The 17441-nt window shown below is 40.3% G+C and carries 12 protein-coding genes; 11 read left to right on the forward strand and 1 reads right to left on the reverse strand.

Annotation, left to right across the window (positions count from 1 at the left end):
- Positions 1–48: 48 nt before the first annotated feature.
- From PHA78_RS02140 to glgP, 9 genes are all read left to right on the forward strand, one after another.
- Positions 49–1701 carry an SWIM zinc finger family protein gene (locus PHA78_RS02140; RefSeq protein ID WP_272158402.1) on the forward strand — a complete coding sequence of 551 codons (1653 nt, stop codon included), beginning with the start codon at positions 49–51 and terminating at the stop codon, positions 1699–1701.
- Between the two features lie 3 nt (positions 1702–1704).
- Positions 1705–2145, forward strand: coding sequence for a UPF0158 family protein (locus tag PHA78_RS02145; RefSeq protein ID WP_099871240.1), 441 nt, complete (start codon positions 1705–1707; stop codon positions 2143–2145).
- 61 nt (positions 2146–2206) lie between these two features.
- Complete coding sequence (locus PHA78_RS02150; RefSeq protein WP_272158403.1) at positions 2207–2926, forward strand: MerR family transcriptional regulator; 720 nt, start codon at positions 2207–2209, stop codon at positions 2924–2926.
- 1263 nt (positions 2927–4189) lie between these two features.
- Positions 4190–5416 carry a peptidoglycan bridge formation glycyltransferase FemA/FemB family protein gene (locus PHA78_RS02155; RefSeq protein ID WP_004195265.1) on the forward strand — a complete coding sequence of 409 codons (1227 nt, stop codon included), beginning with the start codon at positions 4190–4192 and terminating at the stop codon, positions 5414–5416.
- Complete coding sequence (locus tag PHA78_RS02160; protein ID WP_272158404.1) at positions 5416–6588, forward strand: peptidoglycan bridge formation glycyltransferase FemA/FemB family protein; 1173 nt, start codon at positions 5416–5418, stop codon at positions 6586–6588. The genes PHA78_RS02155 and PHA78_RS02160 overlap by 1 nt, the downstream gene beginning before the upstream one ends.
- A gap of 29 nt (positions 6589–6617) precedes the next feature.
- On the forward strand, positions 6618–7028 hold the full coding sequence (locus PHA78_RS02165) for a peptide deformylase (protein WP_172011263.1): 411 nt from the start codon (positions 6618–6620) through the stop codon (positions 7026–7028).
- A 303-nt stretch (positions 7029–7331) separates the two neighbouring features.
- Entirely contained in the window at positions 7332–9431 is a 2100-nt protein-coding gene (locus PHA78_RS02170) for an AAA family ATPase (protein ID WP_272158405.1), read from the forward strand.
- 182 nt (positions 9432–9613) lie between these two features.
- Complete coding sequence (gene malQ, locus PHA78_RS02175; RefSeq protein WP_272158406.1) at positions 9614–11122, forward strand: 4-alpha-glucanotransferase; 1509 nt, start codon at positions 9614–9616, stop codon at positions 11120–11122.
- Positions 11115–13379 carry a glycogen/starch/alpha-glucan family phosphorylase gene (glgP, locus tag PHA78_RS02180; protein ID WP_272158407.1) on the forward strand — a complete coding sequence of 755 codons (2265 nt, stop codon included), beginning with the start codon at positions 11115–11117 and terminating at the stop codon, positions 13377–13379. The genes malQ and glgP overlap by 8 nt, the downstream gene beginning before the upstream one ends.
- A gap of 55 nt (positions 13380–13434) precedes the next feature.
- On the opposite strand, the gene PHA78_RS02185 is transcribed toward glgP, so the two are convergent.
- Positions 13435–14142, reverse strand: coding sequence for a GntR family transcriptional regulator (locus tag PHA78_RS02185; RefSeq protein WP_024377461.1), 708 nt, complete (start codon positions 14140–14142; stop codon positions 13435–13437).
- 196 nt (positions 14143–14338) lie between these two features.
- Between PHA78_RS02185 and PHA78_RS02190 the strand changes: the two genes are divergently transcribed.
- Both PHA78_RS02190 and PHA78_RS02195 read left to right on the forward strand, forming a co-directional pair.
- On the forward strand, positions 14339–15130 hold the full coding sequence (locus PHA78_RS02190; RefSeq protein ID WP_272158408.1) for an endonuclease/exonuclease/phosphatase family protein: 792 nt from the start codon (positions 14339–14341) through the stop codon (positions 15128–15130).
- Between the two features lie 36 nt (positions 15131–15166).
- Entirely contained in the window at positions 15167–17335 is a 2169-nt protein-coding gene (locus PHA78_RS02195; RefSeq protein ID WP_272158409.1) for a PTS transporter subunit IIBC, read from the forward strand.
- Positions 17336–17441: the final 106 nt, after the last annotated feature.

Consider the following 17441-nt stretch of genomic DNA (forward strand, 5'->3'; position numbering starts at 1 on the left):
TCCTATTTTTTTTGTATAATTTAAGTAGAAAAATCAAAGGAAATAATCATGAAAAATTGGATGGACTATTTTAAGCCTCACATTGTAGATAGGGGCTGCAGTTTATTTTTAGACGATGCCGTTCAAGGGCTTCAAAAGACCAGTGATGGCTACAATGCACATGTTATTGGTGGTCAAGTCTATGAGGTGGAGATTAGCTTTGAGCACGGTCAGCTGGTCAGTATGTGGTGTGAGTGTCCATATGCTCAAGAAATGAACCACTGCAAGCATATTGCAGCAGTCTTGTTTGCTATTTCTGAATTAGATAGCCATCCAGCTCTTGAGGGCAAAGATGTGTCACTTGCCCAGCTCCTGGATAAACTGACAGTTGAGCAACTACGGGCTGTTGTTCTTGAATTAGCCCAAGAAGATAGGGAACTAGCCAATCGGCTACAACTGCGTTTCTCATCCCAGCTAACTTCTCAGCAAGTGGAGAATGTGAAAAAGGAAATCAGAGACCTCGGTCGTCCCTTTGAGGACAGGCGTACGGGCTATATCGAGTATAGGCAGACTAGGGATTACGAACAGGCTGTGACAAAGGCGATGCATCAGTATCTCCAGCCTTTACTGGATAGGTGTGAGTATGCGAATTTCTTGGCTGTATCAGATGCCTTTTACCATCAGATTTGCCGGCAGGAGTTGGATGATTCCAATGGAACGACTGGTAGTCTGCTGTATAGACTTGCTTGGTACTGGCAGAATTTATTGACTGTAGCTCCGGATAAGATTGTCCAAGAATTACTAGACTGGTGCTTAGAAAAGCTAAGTGGTTATGAGGTTGCAGAAGACCTTCTCATGGAATTTGTGGAAATGGAGTTTCAAGAAGAACATTTCCTTGAGCAGAAATTGACCTATTTTCAAGCGGTCTTGCAAGCGATAGAAGGAGGAGACAAGTCTTCTTGGTCATGGAAATTCCGTCGTGACCGATTTGCCTTGCTCTGTTACAGGTTGTTGGTTCAGTTGGACTCTAGTGAGGCAGACTTGTTGACCTTCCAGGCCAATCATTGGGAGGTGGCTGGACTTCGTAAACTAGCCATTGCCCAGGCTGTAGCAAATCAGCATCTAGACCGTGCCGTTCACCTCTTGCAGGAAAGTAAGCGCCTGGATGCCCAGTATAGGGGACTGGTGTCGGATTATAGCCAGCAGTTACGGGACATCTACCGGTCTCAGGGGCAGGATGACAAGGTCAGAGAAGAATTGCTGGAGATGATTTTCTCTGCTGGTGATACTGATTTGGAGCTGGTAGAGGAGTTACGGGACTATGTTTCTAGGGAAGAATGGCAGAGCTACTTAGATGATTTGCTGGAGGATGGTCGTTTCCGGTCACAGCAGTTGAAATTGTTGCAATTGGCAGACCGACCGCAGGAATTATTGGACCGCATTACAGCAAGTTACTGGGTCTTAGAAAATTTGGATCGATTTGAAGACTATTTATCAGAGAAACTGCCTGAGCAATTACGAGATGCCTACGCTCAAGCTCTTTGTCAGCAGATGGATGTGGCTAGTAGTCGAAGCCGCTATCGTCAGTTAGCAGGGTATTTAGTAAAAATTGCAGGTTTACCTGATGGGAAAGTGGTGAGTGCAAGTCTTCGCACCTCGTGGAAAGTCCAGTATCCGCGACGCAAAGCCATGATAGAGGAAATAGATGCAGTGAGGTGGTAGGGTATGACTGTTTGGTTTCAAGATGTGGTTGATTCGTTGCAGATGATTAGTCAAGGTGATAGGTACTATTATGATAGCTATTTAGATGAATTAGTCTATCTGTCTGTTGAGGAGACGGGACTTGAAGCCCGTGAAGGTTTAGAAGAGGAGATTGAGGAGGATGTGACGGGACGGTTTGTAAGGCTGCCGACCTATTATGACTTCAATCCCTACACATTCATCGAGCGTTATGTTTATTATTTGCCTGATGGTAACTTGTCTGACTGCCTGGCTCGAGCCATTCAAGGTCGCGGTGCTTTTAGACGTTTTAAGAATGAGTTAGAGAGATGTGACCGTTTGGAAGAATGGTATGTCTTTGAAACACAATGTTACAAAGAACTTGTACTGGAATGGTGCCAGGAAAATAAGATTGCTATTGTGGACAACCAGCTGAAAAAAATGTAATATTTCCCTTGACTCTCACCTTACGTTACCCCTTATACTAATCATAGAGAGGAGATTACCCATGAAAACAGTGAAGGAAATGAGTCAGCTTTCAGGTATCAGCGTGCGCACACTTCATTATTACGATGAAATAAATTTGCTGACACCTAGTTTTATTGCGGAAAACGGATATCGTTATTATGATAATGAGGCGTTTGAAAAGTTGCAAGAAATCTTACTTTTTCGTGAATTGGAATTTCCTCTCAAAGAAATTAAAAAAATTGTAGGGAATGCGGCGTATGACAGAGAAGCGGCTTTGAAAGACCAGATTCAGTTACTGGAATTGAAAAAAAGACACTTAGAAAAAGTCATTCAGCATGCCAAGTCTTTACAGCAGAAGGGAGAAAATTACATGAATTTTGAAGTGTTTGATAAGTCAGATTTGTTGGCTTTCCAGGAGGAAGCTAAAGAAAGATGGGGTAATACCGCAGCTTTTCAGGAATTTTCTGCTAAGACGAATCAGGAAAGGTTTGCTCAGATAAGTGCAGAAATGTCTGGTATTATGATGGAATTTGGACAATTGAAAAAATTATCAGCTGATGATTCTAAAGTTCAGAAACAGGTAGAGGTTCTTAAAGCTTATATTAGTGAGAATTTTTATAATTGTACCAATGAAATTCTAGCAAGTCTAGGACAAATGTATATTGCAGATAACCGGTTTACTCAATTTATTGATCAAGTGGGAGGACCAGGAACAGCAACCTTTGTCAGTCAGGCCATCGCGGTCTATTGTCAAGAATAATCGAAAGAAGTCTAGTACGAGCTAGGCTTTTTGTATACTAGATTTATGTGTCACATGGACAATCCCTTGTTTTTATAACAGGACTTGAGGTAGAATCATTGTCCTGTATGTGATCAAACCAAGAATATTAGAGTGACCAATGCTTGAAGCTGGGAACTAGGCTCCTTCTAGCTACTATTCATTTTTTTGCTAAGTTTGATTTTTTCTTAAAAAAAGCTTTACAAATCAGTATATATTTGATTGCCACAATGTAATAGGTGATTTCGTTTCCTTACCGTAATCCGCATTAGTAGCTTGTTTGGCAAGAATTTTTTCCAATCTAGACCAGCCTAAAAAGTGGTCAAGTAACCTGCGGTTCATTGCTAGTACATTAACAACTAGTATAATCTTGTAATAAAAGTCCAAGTTTGCAACTCAGTTAGATCCGCAGGTCGGTCAAGATTTGTAGCATACACTAGCAGTCACTTCTCCTACCTACATGGGCAAGGCGGTAAACTCGACTGATCTTCAAAAGCGGATTTCTAGAGATACCATCGGATTTATCAATACGGATTTTTCATTAGTAAGACTAAGCTTCGTAATCCGCTTTAAAGAAGTATAATACAACAATAATAGAAAAGTGAGTTTGCCCCTACTCTGTGAAAACCGAACTTTGACTTGTTGGCTTGATTCGATGAGTGGCTAGTTCCTGTGAAGTATCTCGATATATTTTGAGTAAATAAATGGTATAATTGAAATGATTTTTGCAGAGTTCTTTATTATTTTTTGAAATTTGAAAATATAAGAAAAAAATTGAAAATATCAGTTATTCTTACATTTTTTGTTTGACAAAAACAGCAAATAAGCATAGTATATTATTGCTTGATTATTTACATGTAGCTTGTTATACTATGCTTATTTGTAAGTGATTTAATATGACCTAATTTAAGTTTGATACTATTTTTGTAAAGCCCGACTTCATAATTTTTACTCATTTTCAAAGGTGATTTTATAGTAACTATTTTTTGAAATACAGCAACCTTATTTCAATGGATAACATCCAAACTTTTTAAAATATCATAGGAATGATGAAATTCATATGTAAAACCGGGGAGGTAATTGCAAACTATCTGGTATGGAATTTCAGTAAGCTAGATTCAATAATTATTAAGCGAGCGACCAATATTTCTAATGTTAAACTATTTTAGTGGTTATCAATTTTGGGAAGAAAGAACTTTATGGAAAGTTGCCCGATAAGGGGGCTTAGACTGAGAGACGAGAAGAATGGCGTATACGTATAAAATAGGGATTTCTGCAGAGGAGCACGATTTCTTTGTTAAGCAATCCGATCAGACAAATCTTTTACAGAGTTCTCAATGGGCTAAGGTAAAGAGTGATTGGGAAAATGAGCGACTAGGATTTTATAGAGATGGTAAGTTAGTGGCAGTCGCATCGGTGCTTATTAGAAATTTAGGATTACCATTTGGCTTCACCATGATCTACATACCTAGAGGCCCCGTTATGGATTATGAAGATGCTGAATTAGTGTCATTTGTATTTAAGTCCATTAAAGAATTTGCCCTCCGAGAACGCAGTGTTGTTATAAAATTCGATCCATTTATTCGACTATCTAGTAAAACTATAACAGGAGATAGGGAAGAAGAATTAAATGTACTTGCCGTCAAAGATAGGATTGTTGATTTGGGAGGTATTTGGTCTGGTCGGGTGCAGACCATGTCGGCTACAATCCAACCTACTTGTCATGCAGTATTATATAGCGAATCCTTCTCAGAGGAATCACTAAATAAACGAGTTCGACAAAATATTCGGTCGGCGCGTAATAAAGGTATTGAGATTCGAATTGGTCGTGAGGAATTGTTAAGAGATTTTTCAGAACTATTAAAAAAGACTGAGGAGCGCAAATCTATTCGCTTGCGGGGGAGAGAGTATTATCAAAAAATATTGAATGCCTATCCAGAAAATTCTTATATTGTAGTTGCCTATTTGGATTTAGCAAAGAGATATGAACAGTTATCTTATCTTGAAGAAAAATTAGTAAAAGAAGCCATGACTTTCACCTCCACTACAAAACAATCGAAGATTGACAATTATAAAAAAGAAACCCGAAGAATAAATACAGAATTAGAAATGATAAATTCTCTGATTCGTAACGGGAGTAAGTTAGTTCCATTGGCTGGTACTTTGACAATTGATTTTGCAGGAACATCTGAAATTATCTATGCTGGTATGGATGAAAAGTTTAAACATTATCAGCCTGCTTTACTAACATGGGTGGAGACAGCAAAGTATGCTTTCGAACGAGGTGTGAAATGGCAAAATTTAGGAGGAATAGAGCCAACTTTAGACGGAGGCCTTTATCACTTTAAATCACATTTGAATCCAGTAGTAGAAGAGTATATTGGGGAATTCGACCTGATTGTTTCGCCAATATTATATAAGATTTTTCAAGTTTTACTGGAAATTAGAAAAAAATTAAGGAAGAAAAAATAATGACTTTTTGTCAAATAACTAAAGAAGAATTTTTAAAGCATTGTGAACAAGTAAATGAAAAATCATTTTTTCAATCTGTTGAGATGGCTGGATTACTATCCAAGCGAGGATATGATGTTCGCTATGCTGGCTTTAAAAATTCACAATCAGAGATTGTTATTTCTACTTTGCTTTTCTGTAAGAAGATGGCTGGTGGTTTGTATATGGAATTGAATTCTGGACCGCTGGTTACCGATGATGCTTATTTGGAGGAATTTTACCAATCTTTAAAAAACTATGCTAAGCGTGAAGGCGTACTTGAATTGGTGGTCAAGCCTTCCCAAGCCTATCAACTCTTTGATAGTGTAGGGAATCCAATTAGTGAAGCAGATACTCAACTAATTGAGAAGATGGTGCAAGTTGGATTTAAACATGATGGCTTACAAACAGGTTATCCAAATGGAGAGCCTGTTTGGCATTATGTGAAGGATTTGCAAGGGTATTCAACAACGTCGTTATTGCAATCCTACAATAAAAATAGTAAACGAAACATAAAAAATTCAGAAAGTTACGGTATCAGGATTCGTAGTATCAATCATAAGGAGCTTTCAGCTTTCAAAAAAATAATTGAGGAAACTGGAGCTAGACAAGGCTTTGAAGATAGAGATAGTGGTTACTATAACAGTCTTTTTGAAAGCTTTGGTACACAGGCAGATTTTTTAGTTGCAGAACTTGACCCGAAAGCCAGTCTAAAGCAAATTGAAAAGGAAATAGAAACAAGTGTTAGAAATTCAAAACAGTATGCACAGCAGGTACAGAAATTGTTGAAAAAACAGGAGGTGGTTCAAAATATTTTAAATCAAACTCAGACAGCTCCTATTTTTTTGGCATGTGCACTGATAATTTATGATATGAACGAGGCAACTTATCTTTTTGGTGGCTCATATTCAGAGTTTCAAAGCCTATCTGCACCTTTCTTACTTCAATATGAGGCGATGCAACGTGCAATAAAACGAAATCTTAAGCGTTATAATTTCCTTGGCATTCAAGGGATATTCGACAACTCAGATGGTGTTCTTCGCTTTAAGCAAAATTTTAATGGGTATATTTTGAGAAAAGCTGGTACTTTTCATTACTATCCTCATCCGATAAAGCATAAAATAATTCAAATTATCAAAAAAATAGTAAAATAATACTATATACTTTATCGAAAGAGGTTCCCATGATTCAACCTATTATGAAAGATATTTTCTTCTTGCAACAAAAGTCTGAGCCTGCAACTCCGCTAGACGTGCAGATCGGTCAGGACTTGCAGGATACGTTAGCAGCCAACGCTCATGCCTGCGTGGGTATGGCAGCCAATATGATTGGTATTAAAAAGCGGATTATCATCGTCAACATGGGTTTTACCAACCTGGTCATGTACAATCCCGTCCTCATCAGCAAGGCCAAGCCCTATCAGACAGAAGAGGGCTGTCTGTCGCTTGAAGGTACTCGTCCGACGACACGCTATCAGGAGATTGAAGTGGAGTTTTTTGATGCTTCATGGAAAAAGCAGAGCCTAAAGCTGACAGACTTCCAAGCCCAGATTGTTCAGCATGAACTGGATCATTTGGAAGGGATTATTATCTAAATCTACCGTCAGGTAGATTTTTTTATCAAAAAGTCAAAAAAGGTCAAACAAAACTATTGACTTTTACTGACTAATGGTGTAGAATAAGATTCGTAAGGTAAAGGACCTTACGAATTCTTTGAACAAAAGGTCAGTTTAGGTCAAACTAAAAAGTTTGACTGACTAATTAACTAAATGATCAGTAAAAGACAAACTTCTGAGGAGGTTAATATGAAAGACAGGATTATACCCTACTAGCTATTTTTTTTAAAACAAAGATCAGTAAAAGTCAAAAACAAGTGAATTATAAACGAGGTAAAAACTATGAACAACAATTTCAATAACTTTAACAATATGGACGATATTTTCAATCAACTCATGGGCAATATGGGAGGTTACAGCACAGAGCGTCGCCGTTATTCTATCAATGGGCGTGAAGTGACACCGGAGGAATTTGCCATTTACCGTCAGACTGGTCGCCTGCCACAGACAGAAGAAGTGGCTCAAACACAGACTAAAGGTCAGATAAAGTCAGACGGAATTCTGGCAAAACTGGGCCGCAATTTGACACAAGATGCACGTGAAGGTAAGTTGGATCCAGTCATTGGACGAAATAAGGAAATTCAAGAAACATCTGAAATTTTGGCACGTCGGACCAAGAATAATCCTGTTTTGGTCGGTGATGCTGGTGTTGGTAAAACTGCGGTAGTAGAAGGATTGGCTCAAGCCATTGTCAATGGTGATGTGCCAGCAGCTATTAAGAACAAGGAAATTATCTCCATTGACATTTCAGGCTTGGAAGCTGGGACTCAGTACCGTGGAGCTTTTGAGGAAAATGTGCAAAATCTTGTGGATGAAGTCAAAAAAGCAGGAAATATCATTCTCTTCTTTGATGAAATTCATCAGATTTTGGGAGCTGGTAGCACTGGCGGAGACTCAGGTTCCAAGGGTTTAGCGGATATTCTTAAACCAGCTTTATCCCGTGGGGAATTGACGGTTATCGGTGCCACTACACAGGACGAATACCGCAATACCATTCACAAGAACGCCGCTCTGGCTCGTCGTTTCAATGAAGTCAAGGTTAATGCTCCGTCCGCAGAAGACACCTACCAGATTTTGAAAGGAATTAAGCCGCTTTACGAAGCCCACCACAATATTGAATTGCCAGATGAGGTCTTGAGAGCTGCGGTTGATTATTCTGTCCAATATATTCCACAACGTAGCTTGCCTGATAAGGCTATTGACCTGGTCGATGTTACCGCTGCTCACTTGGCTGCACAACATCCTGTGACAGATATTCAGACCTTAGAAGCAGAAATGGCTGAGGCAAAACAGTTGCAGTTGGAAGCTGCTGAGAAAGAGGATTATGAAAAAGCCTTGAATGAAAAGGTCCGTATTGATAAGCTACAAAAGCAGATTGATAATCATACAGAGCAACAGAAAGTGGTGGCGACTGTTAATGATGTGGCTCAAGCAGTTGAACGCATGACAGGTATTCCTGTTTCCCAAATGGGAGCCTCAGATATCGAACGACTCAAGGAATTGAAAAATCGTCTGGCAGCTAACGTTATCGGTCAAGACGATGCGGTGGAAGCTGTATCCCGTGCCATTCGTCGGAATCGTGCAGGTTTTGATGACGGAAACCGTCCGATTGGTTCCTTCCTCTTTGTCGGTCCGACAGGTGTAGGTAAGACCGAGTTGGCAAAACAGTTAGCGCTAGACTTGTTTGGTAACAAGGATGCCATTATTCGTTTGGATATGTCTGAATACAGCGATCGGACAGCCGTTTCCAAGCTGATTGGGACCACAGCTGGCTACATTGGCTACGATGACAATTCCCATACTCTTACCGAGCGCGTCCGCCGCAATCCGTACTCAATCGTTCTTCTGGATGAGATTGAAAAAGCTGATCCACAAGTGATTACCCTTCTCTTGCAAGTGCTAGATGACGGGCATTTGACTGATGGACAGGGCAACCAAGTTAACTTTAAGAATACCATTATCATCGCTACATCTAATGCAGGTTTTGGTTATGGAATGGCAGAAGGTGAAGAAAATCAAGACATCATGGACCGCATCGCACCATTCTTCCGTCCGGAGTTCCTTAATCGTTTTAACGCAGTTATCGAATTCAAGCACTTGGATAAAGATGATCTCAAAGCCATTGTAGAATTACTCTTGGCCCAGGTCAATAATACCCTGGCGAAGAAAGGCATCCAATTAACGGTAACGGAAACTGCCAAAGAATTCTTGATGGAAGAAGGCTATGACAAGGCCATGGGAGCCCGTCCTCTGCGCCGTGTGATTGAAAATCAGATTCGAGACAAGGTAACAGATTACTATTTGGATCATGTTGATGTCAAATATCTGGAAGCGGATGTGGTTGATGGAAGCATCCAAATAAAAGAGCAAAGCTTTGCTTAAAAATAGTGAAGAATTTAAAAAATCGGATAGAAATATCTGATTTTTTCTTTTTTGTTATTCGCTAACAAATGCTATAAAATAGGCTTTCTAGAGCACATTAAAACTTTTTTTATAAAATCCTTGACAAGTGCAAACGTTTGCGTTAAACTATATTCGTAACCGACAGAAAGGAAAACGTTTTTATGACAAATCGTACCAGTGGAATTTTGATGCATATCACCTCACTTCCAGGTAAGTTTGGTATTGGTACTTTTGGACAGTCTGCCTATGATTTTGTAGATTTCTTGGTGGAAACCAAGCAAACCTACTGGCAGATTTTACCACTAACAACTACAAGCTATGGAGATTCTCCTTACCAGTCTTTCTCTGCTATTGCAGGAAATACACACTTGATAGACTTTGACCTCTTGGTTGAAGATGGCTTATTGGCAACAGAAGATTTCCAAGATGTAAATTTTGGAGATAATCCTGAAAAAGTAGACTATGCTCTTATCTATCAAATTCGCCGACCAATTTTGGAGAAGGCAGTTCAAGCATTTTTACAAGATGATAAGAAGAAAGCTGCTTTTCTAGAGTTTGAAAAGGCTAACTCATCTTGGTTGACAGATTATGCTGAGTTCATGGCTATCAAGGAATACTTTGGTAATAAAGCTCTCCAAGAATGGGAAGATAAAAAAGTTGTAGCTCGCAACGAGGAAGCTCTTGATAAGTACCGCTTAGAATTGGCAAATCAAATCGACTACTACAAAGTCACACAGTATTTCTTCTTCAGCCAATGGAAACAATTGAAAGAATATGCCAACAAACACCACATCAAAATCATCGGAGACATGCCAATCTATGTTTCTGCTGATAGCGTTGAAGTGTGGACAAAACCCCAACTATTCAAATTGGACAGTGAACGCAAGCCGCTTTATGTAGCAGGTGTACCAGCTGATAACTTCTCGGCAGATGGTCAATTATGGGGAAATCCTATTTACGATTGGCCAGAACATGAAAAAACTGGCTATAACTGGTGGATTTATCGTATCCATGAAAGTTTCAAACTTTATGATGTCCTTCGGATTGACCATTTCAAAGGTTTCTCAGACTTCTGGCAAGTTGATGGTAAGGCAGAAGTAGCTAAGGTTGGTACCTGGGAACCAGGTCCTGGCTACAATCTCTTCAAGGCTGTCAAAGAAACACTTGGAGACCTTCCAATCATTGCAGAAGACCTTGGAAACATTGACGCTAAAGCTCGCAAATTGCTTGCGGATTGTGGCTATCCAGGCATGAAAATCTTAGAATTTGGTTTCTTTGATGTAACAGGTAAGAGTATCGATGCTCCACACCGTTGCATTCCAAATTCAGTTGCCTACACTGGAACTCACGATAATGAGGTTGTCAATGGCTGGTACAACAATCTTGATCCAGAACAACAAGAATACGTGGACGCCTACAGCAACCGTAAGCCGATTGAAAAAGTTAGCCAAGCTATGCTCCGTATGCTGTTTGCAACAGTGAGTGATACAGCTATTGCAACCATGCAAGACGTCCTAGACTTGGGTGAAGAAAGTCGAATGAATATGCCGTCAACTATCGGTGGAAACTGGGAATGGCGCATGAAAGCTGAAGACTTGACCCAAGAACGCAAAGACTTCTTGACAAAAATGACATTACTATACCAACGAGGAAATGAAAACCATGACTAAATTTACAACATTTGCAGAAACAAATACTTCGAAGAAATTAGCTGATTTGACAAATGAAGAAATCTATCTTCAACTGTTGAACTACGTAAAAGAAGCTGCAGCTTCAAAACCAAAAAACACAGGAAAACGTAAAGTTTACTATATCTCAGCTGAGTTCCTTATCGGTAAACTCTTGTCAAACAACTTGATTAACTTGGGTGTGTACAAAGACATTCAAGCAGAATTGGCAGCAGCTGGTAAATCATTGGCTCAAGTTGAAGATGTTGAACCAGAACCATCACTTGGTAACGGTGGTTTGGGACGTCTAGCTTCATGTTTCGTTGATTCTATGTCAACACTTGCTATCAACGGTGAAGGTGTTGGTCTGAACTACCACTGTGGTCTTTTCCGTCAAGTCTTTAAAGACAACCAACAAGATGCAGAACCAAACTTCTGGATTGAAAATGATTCTTGGTTGATCCCTACAGATATCAGCTATGACGTGCCATTTAAAAACTTCACGTTGAAATCTAAGTTAGATCGACTTGATATTCTTGGCTATAAAAAAGAGACTAAGAACTACCTCAATTTGTTTGATATTGAGTCAGTAAACTATGACTTGATTACAGACGGTATTTCATTTGACAAGACTGATATTAAAGAAAACTTGACGCTCTTCTTGTACCCAGATGATTCTGATAAGAATGGTGAATTGCTCCGTATCTACCAACAATATTTCATGGTATCAAATGCGGCTCAACTTTTGATTGATGAAGCAATTGAGCGTGGTTCAAACTTGCATGACTTGGCTGACTACGCTTATGTGCAAATCAACGATACTCACCCTTCAATGGTGATTCCTGAGTTGATCCGTCTTTTGACTGAAAAGCATGGTATTGAATTTGCGGAAGCAGTTGCCATCGTTAAGAATATGACTGGTTACACAAACCACACTATCTTGGCGGAAGCACTTGAAAAATGGCCACTTGAGTTCCTTGAAGAAGTGGTGCCGCACTTGGTTGATATTATCAAAGAATTGGATGCCCTTATTCGTGCAGAAATTAAAGACCCAGCAGTCCAAATCATTGATGAATCAGGTCGTGTCCACATGGCCCACATGGATATCCACTTCTCTAACTCAGTGAACGGTGTAGCTGCGCTTCACACAGAAATCCTCAAAAACTCTGAATTAAAAGCTTTCTACGAGCTTTACCCAGAAAAATTCAACAATAAAACAAACGGTATCACTTTCCGCCGTTGGTTGGAATTTGCCAACCAAGACCTCGCTGACTACATCAAAGAATTGATTGGCGATGAGTACTTAACAGATGCGACTAAGCTTGAGAAATTGCTTGCCTTTGCAGATGACAAAGAAGTTCATGCTAAGTTGGCGGAAATCAAACACAACAACAAATTGGCTCTCAAACGTTATTTGAAAGACAATAAGGGTATCGAGCTGGATGAAAACTCTATCATCGATACACAGATCAAACGTTTCCACGAGTACAAACGCCAACAAATGAACGCCTTGTATGTCATCCACAAGTATCTTGAAATCAAGAACGGCAACCTGCCAAAACGTAAAATTACCGTTATCTTCGGTGGTAAGGCTGCCCCAGCTTACGTGATTGCCCAAGACATCATTCACTTGATTCTCTGCTTGTCTGAGTTGATCAACAATGACCCAGAAGTGAGCAAGTACCTCAATGTTCACTTGGTAGAAAACTACAACGTAACCGTTGCTGAAAAACTCATCCCTGCGACAGATATTTCTGAGCAAATCTCACTTGCTTCTAAAGAAGCGTCAGGTACTGGTAACATGAAATTCATGTTGAACGGTGCATTGACACTTGGTACCATGGACGGTGCCAACGTTGAGATTGCTGAGTTGGCTGGTATGGACAACATCTATACATTTGGTAAAGACTCAGATACCATCATCGACTTGTACGATAAGGCTGGATATGTATCTGCGGACTACTACAATGGCGATGCCAATATCAAACGTGCAGTTGACTTTATCGTTAGCGATGAGGTAAAAGCACTTGGTAATGAAGAACGTCTTGGTCGTCTGCACCATGAATTGATTTCGAAAGACTGGTTCATGACCTTGATTGACTTGGCTGAATACATTGAAGTAAAAGAACAAGTCTTTGCAGATTACGAAGATCAAGATTCATGGAACAAGAAAGTTGTTCACAACATCGCCAAAGCAGGATTCTTCTCATCTGACCGTACCATTGAACAGTACAACCAAGATATCTGGCACAGTAAATAATCCAAAATAAAAGAATGTTTCCGAGTGGGAACATTCTTTTTTGCTATGTTTAGTTTTATCGTTTGGCCATTGAGACAAAGGTGACCTTGTCTGGTCGGTAGGTGATGGTGCCGTACTGGAAGGGACGGCCGTCTGCTAAATAGGTGGTACTAGTGACGGAAACCACCATGTCGTAGTCAGCTAGATCAAGCAAGGATTTTTCTTCCTCCGTAGCAAAACGGAAGGAAATTTCTCGACGAGAATGGGAAATCTCTAGACCTAATTCTTCTTCCAAATACTGATAAATGGAGCTTTCAGCGACTTCCTTACTGAGATAGGGGACAATCCTGCGGTCAAAGTAGGAAATCTCATACTCTAATCGCTCACCGTCGATAGTCCGAACGCGACTAACACGATAGAGATCCGTTTTTTCATCCACTTCCAATTCCTTCATGACCTCTGGCTGACCTTGGACAATATAGAGGTTGGTCAATTCGGTCTGGACTTGATGGTGGGCAGAGCGGTTGAGTTCACTGACGGTCTTCAATTCGGACACAAATGGTTTTCTGACCAGGTTATGGTCCAAAATAATGGAATTTCTCCCTTGACGTTTTTGGATATAGCCATCCATCTCCAACAGCGATAGGGCCTTGCGGATGGTGTCCTTGGAATAGGAGTAAATCTCCATCAGTTCATTTTCTGTAGGCATCTCTTGATTGGCCTGCCAGATATTTTGTTCAATTTTTTCCTTGATGTCAGCGTAGACTTTCTTGTATTTACTCATTGGGGGTAACTTCCTAGCTTGCTATTTACCGCTAGTATATCATAAAAAATGCCAAAGGTCAGTATTCTAAGTCTAGACAAACTTTTACGTAAAACTAATAAAATTATTCCGTAAAACTATTGACAAGTGAAAACGTTTACGTTATAATAAGGCTACAAGTTGAAAAGGTTTTACTAAGTAAATAGAAAGGAGAGATATGAAATTACTAACAGTCAATGTTCATGCTTGGCTAGAAGAGGACCAGCATGAGAAATTGGATATTTTAGCTCAGACCATTGCTCAAAAGCAATATGATGTAATCGCTCTTCAGGAAGTCAACCAGTTGATGACAAGTCCTCTGGTGACCAAGGACTTACGGCAAGACAATTATGGTCTGGTCCTGCTTGAGAAACTAAGAGAGCTTGGAGTGACAGACTATTCCTATTTCTGGTCCAATTCCCATATTGGTTACGATAGGTACGAAGAAGGGATTGCCTTCTTGACCAAACTACCTGTCTATGAAGTGGATGCCTTCTATTGTAGTCAGCACCAAGATTTGATATCAATCTTGTCTAGAAAAATCATTGGTTTGACGGTCTTGTATGAGAAGGAATTGATCGACATTTATTCTTGTCATATCAACCTTCCTGACAGTAAAGAAGAAAATCAGTTGGAGAATATTCGCTCGATTGTGGAACGGACAAGTTCGGATCGCTTGAAAATCCTTATGGGTGATTTCAATACGGATGCCTTGTCAAATCCACATGCCTATCAAGCTATCAAGGACTTAGGTTTATATGATAGTTATGATTTGGCTGAGGAAAAGGATAGGGGGATTACAGTTGAAAAAGCCATTGATGGGTGGGCAGGTCATAGTCAGGAAAAACGTCTGGACTATGTGTTCTTAAATCAGAATAGACAGGTACAATCCAGTCGTGTGATTTTCAATGGGGACAATCTTCCGGTTATCTCGGACCACTTTGGAGTGGAAGTAACATTAAGTATTTAAAGGTCAACAGACCAAGAAAAAATTTAGGAGAAACACATGAAAAAATTTCTTAGTTTTGAATTTTGGCAAAAATTCGGTAAATGTTTGATGGTCGTGATCGCCGTTATGCCGGCGGCAGGTCTCATGGTTTCTATCGGAAACTCTATTCCACTAATCAGTCCTGAATCAGAATTGCTCATTCGTATTGGGAATATCATTGCCCAAATCGGTTGGGGGATTATCGGAAACCTTCACTTGCTCTTTGCCTTGGCTATCGGTGGTAGCTGGGCTAAGGAAAAGGCTGGTGGTGCCTTCTCGGCAGGTCTTGCTTTTATCTTGATTAACTTGATTACTGGTCACTTCTTTGGCGTGACGACTGACATGCTTGCAGATGCAGCGGCAACCGTAACCACTGTTTTTGGAACAGAGATTCCAGTTTCAGGCTACTTCGTCAATATCTTGGGTCAACCTGCTTTGAACATGGGTGTCTTTGTAGGGATTATTGCTGGTTTTGTTGGTGCGACTGCCTACAACAAATATTACAACTATCGCAAGTTGCCAGATGTATTGACCTTCTTTAACGGTAAACGCTTTGTGCCGTTTGTAGTCATCTATCGTTCTGTTCTTGTAGCGCTTGGTTTGGCAATCTTCTGGCCTCTTGTACAAACTGGTATTAACAGTTTTGGTAAATGGATTGCAACCTCACAAGACACCGCTCCTATTGTAGCCCCATTTGTTTATGGTACCTTGGAACGTTTGCTTCTTCCATTCGGTCTTCATCACATGTTGACCATTCCAATGAACTACACATCGCTTGGTGGTACCTATGACATCTTGACAGGTGCTCAAGCAGGTACACAAGTATTTGGTCAAGATCCGCTCTGGTTGGCTTGGATTACAGACTTGATTAACCTCAAGGATGCTGGTGATTTGGCGCAGTACAATGACTTGCTTGCTAATGTAACCCCTGCTCGCTTTAAAGTAGGTCAAATGATTGGTTCCTCTGGTATTCTCATGGGCTTGACCCTTGCTATGTACCGTAATGTTGACCCGGATAAGAAGAAAAAATACCGTGGTATGTTCCTTTCATCTGCTGCAGCCGTTTTCTTGACAGGTGTAACAGAACCAATTGAGTTTATGTTCATGTTTGCAGCAATGCCGCTCTATGTCGTTTATGCTTTTGTACAAGGTGCTGCTTTTGCTATGGCGGATATTGTCAATTTGCGTATGCACTCATTTGGTAATATCGAATTCCTTACACGTACACCGATGGCGATTAAAGCTGGTATCGGTATGGATGCTTTCAACTTTATCTGGGTAACAGCCCTCTTTGCAGTTGCAATGTACTTCATTGCCAACTTTATGATTAAGAAATTCAACCTAGCAACAGCTGGACGCAATGGTAACTATGATACAGAAACAACAGATGTGGTTTCAAATTCAAACGTAGATACTGCGGATGCTAATTCACAAGTGGTACAAATCATCAACTTGCTTGGTGGTCGTGATAATATCGCAGATGTGGATGCTTGTATGACTCGTCTTCGCGTAAGTGTCAAAGATGTGGCACAGGTTGGAGATGAAAATGCTTGGAAACAGGCTGGTGCTATGGGCTTGATTATCAAAGACTCAGGTGTTCAAGCAGTCTATGGACCAAAAGCAGATGTTCTCAAATCAGACATTCAAGACTTACTAGAATCTGGCGTAGCCATCCCTCGTACGGAAATTGTTGCGACTGAAGAAGTTGCTCCTGAGACTCAGTTCAAAGGTGTGACGGAGACAGTTTACTCTGTTGCTGAAGGGCAAGCCATTGCCATCACAGAAGTGAAAGATCCAGTCTTCTCACAAAAAATGATGGGCGACGGGTATGCGGTCGAGCCTAGCTCCGGCAATGTTTATGCACCAGTTTCGGGTATTGTAACCAGTGTCTTCCCAACCAAACACGCTGTCGGTATTTTGTCTGACAAGGGTGTAGAAGTTTTAGTTCACGTTGGTTTAGACACAGTTGCACTAAACGGTGCTCCATTCTCAACTAAGGTAACAGATGGTCAACGTGTTGAAGCAGGGGATTTGCTCCTTGTCGCAGATTTGGAAGCCATTCGCTCAGCAGGACGCGAAACAACCATCGTTGTTGCCTTCACAAACACTGCTGAAATCAAATCTGTCAGCCTTGAAAACCTTGGGCAAGTCAGTCAAGATAGTCAAGTTGCGACAGTTGAGTTGTAAGATAAAAAGACAAGTTCATGCGAGCTTGTCTTTTGTTTTTAAAAACTTCTCAATCCTTAGTAAATATGGTATAATAAAGCGATTTTATAAAATGTAGGAGGTTCCC

Source organism: Streptococcus sp. HN38 (genome assembly GCF_028335765.1).
Taxonomy (GTDB): domain Bacteria; phylum Bacillota; class Bacilli; order Lactobacillales; family Streptococcaceae; genus Streptococcus; species Streptococcus suis_P.

Bases quoted from the DNA above. Each gene is read 5' to 3' on its own strand.
- PHA78_RS02145 (WP_099871240.1), top strand. From the start codon at position 1,705: ATGACTGTTTGGTTTCAAGATGTGGTTGATTCGTTGCAGATGATTAGT.
- PHA78_RS02195 (WP_272158409.1), top strand. From the start codon at position 15,167: ATGAAAAAATTTCTTAGTTTTGAATTTTGGCAAAAATTCGGTAAATGT.
- glgP (WP_272158407.1), top strand. From the start codon at position 11,115: ATGACTAAATTTACAACATTTGCAGAAACAAATACTTCGAAGAAATTA.
- PHA78_RS02150 (WP_272158403.1), top strand. From the start codon at position 2,207: ATGAAAACAGTGAAGGAAATGAGTCAGCTTTCAGGTATCAGCGTGCGC.
- PHA78_RS02155 (WP_004195265.1), top strand. From the start codon at position 4,190: ATGGCGTATACGTATAAAATAGGGATTTCTGCAGAGGAGCACGATTTC.
- PHA78_RS02140 (WP_272158402.1), top strand. From the start codon at position 49: ATGAAAAATTGGATGGACTATTTTAAGCCTCACATTGTAGATAGGGGC.
- PHA78_RS02165 (WP_172011263.1), top strand. From the start codon at position 6,618: ATGATTCAACCTATTATGAAAGATATTTTCTTCTTGCAACAAAAGTCT.
- PHA78_RS02190 (WP_272158408.1), top strand. From the start codon at position 14,339: ATGAAATTACTAACAGTCAATGTTCATGCTTGGCTAGAAGAGGACCAG.
- malQ (WP_272158406.1), top strand. From the start codon at position 9,614: ATGACAAATCGTACCAGTGGAATTTTGATGCATATCACCTCACTTCCA.
- PHA78_RS02185 (WP_024377461.1), bottom strand. From the start codon at position 14,142: ATGAGTAAATACAAGAAAGTCTACGCTGACATCAAGGAAAAAATTGAA.
- PHA78_RS02160 (WP_272158404.1), top strand. From the start codon at position 5,416: ATGACTTTTTGTCAAATAACTAAAGAAGAATTTTTAAAGCATTGTGAA.
- PHA78_RS02170 (WP_272158405.1), top strand. From the start codon at position 7,332: ATGAACAACAATTTCAATAACTTTAACAATATGGACGATATTTTCAAT.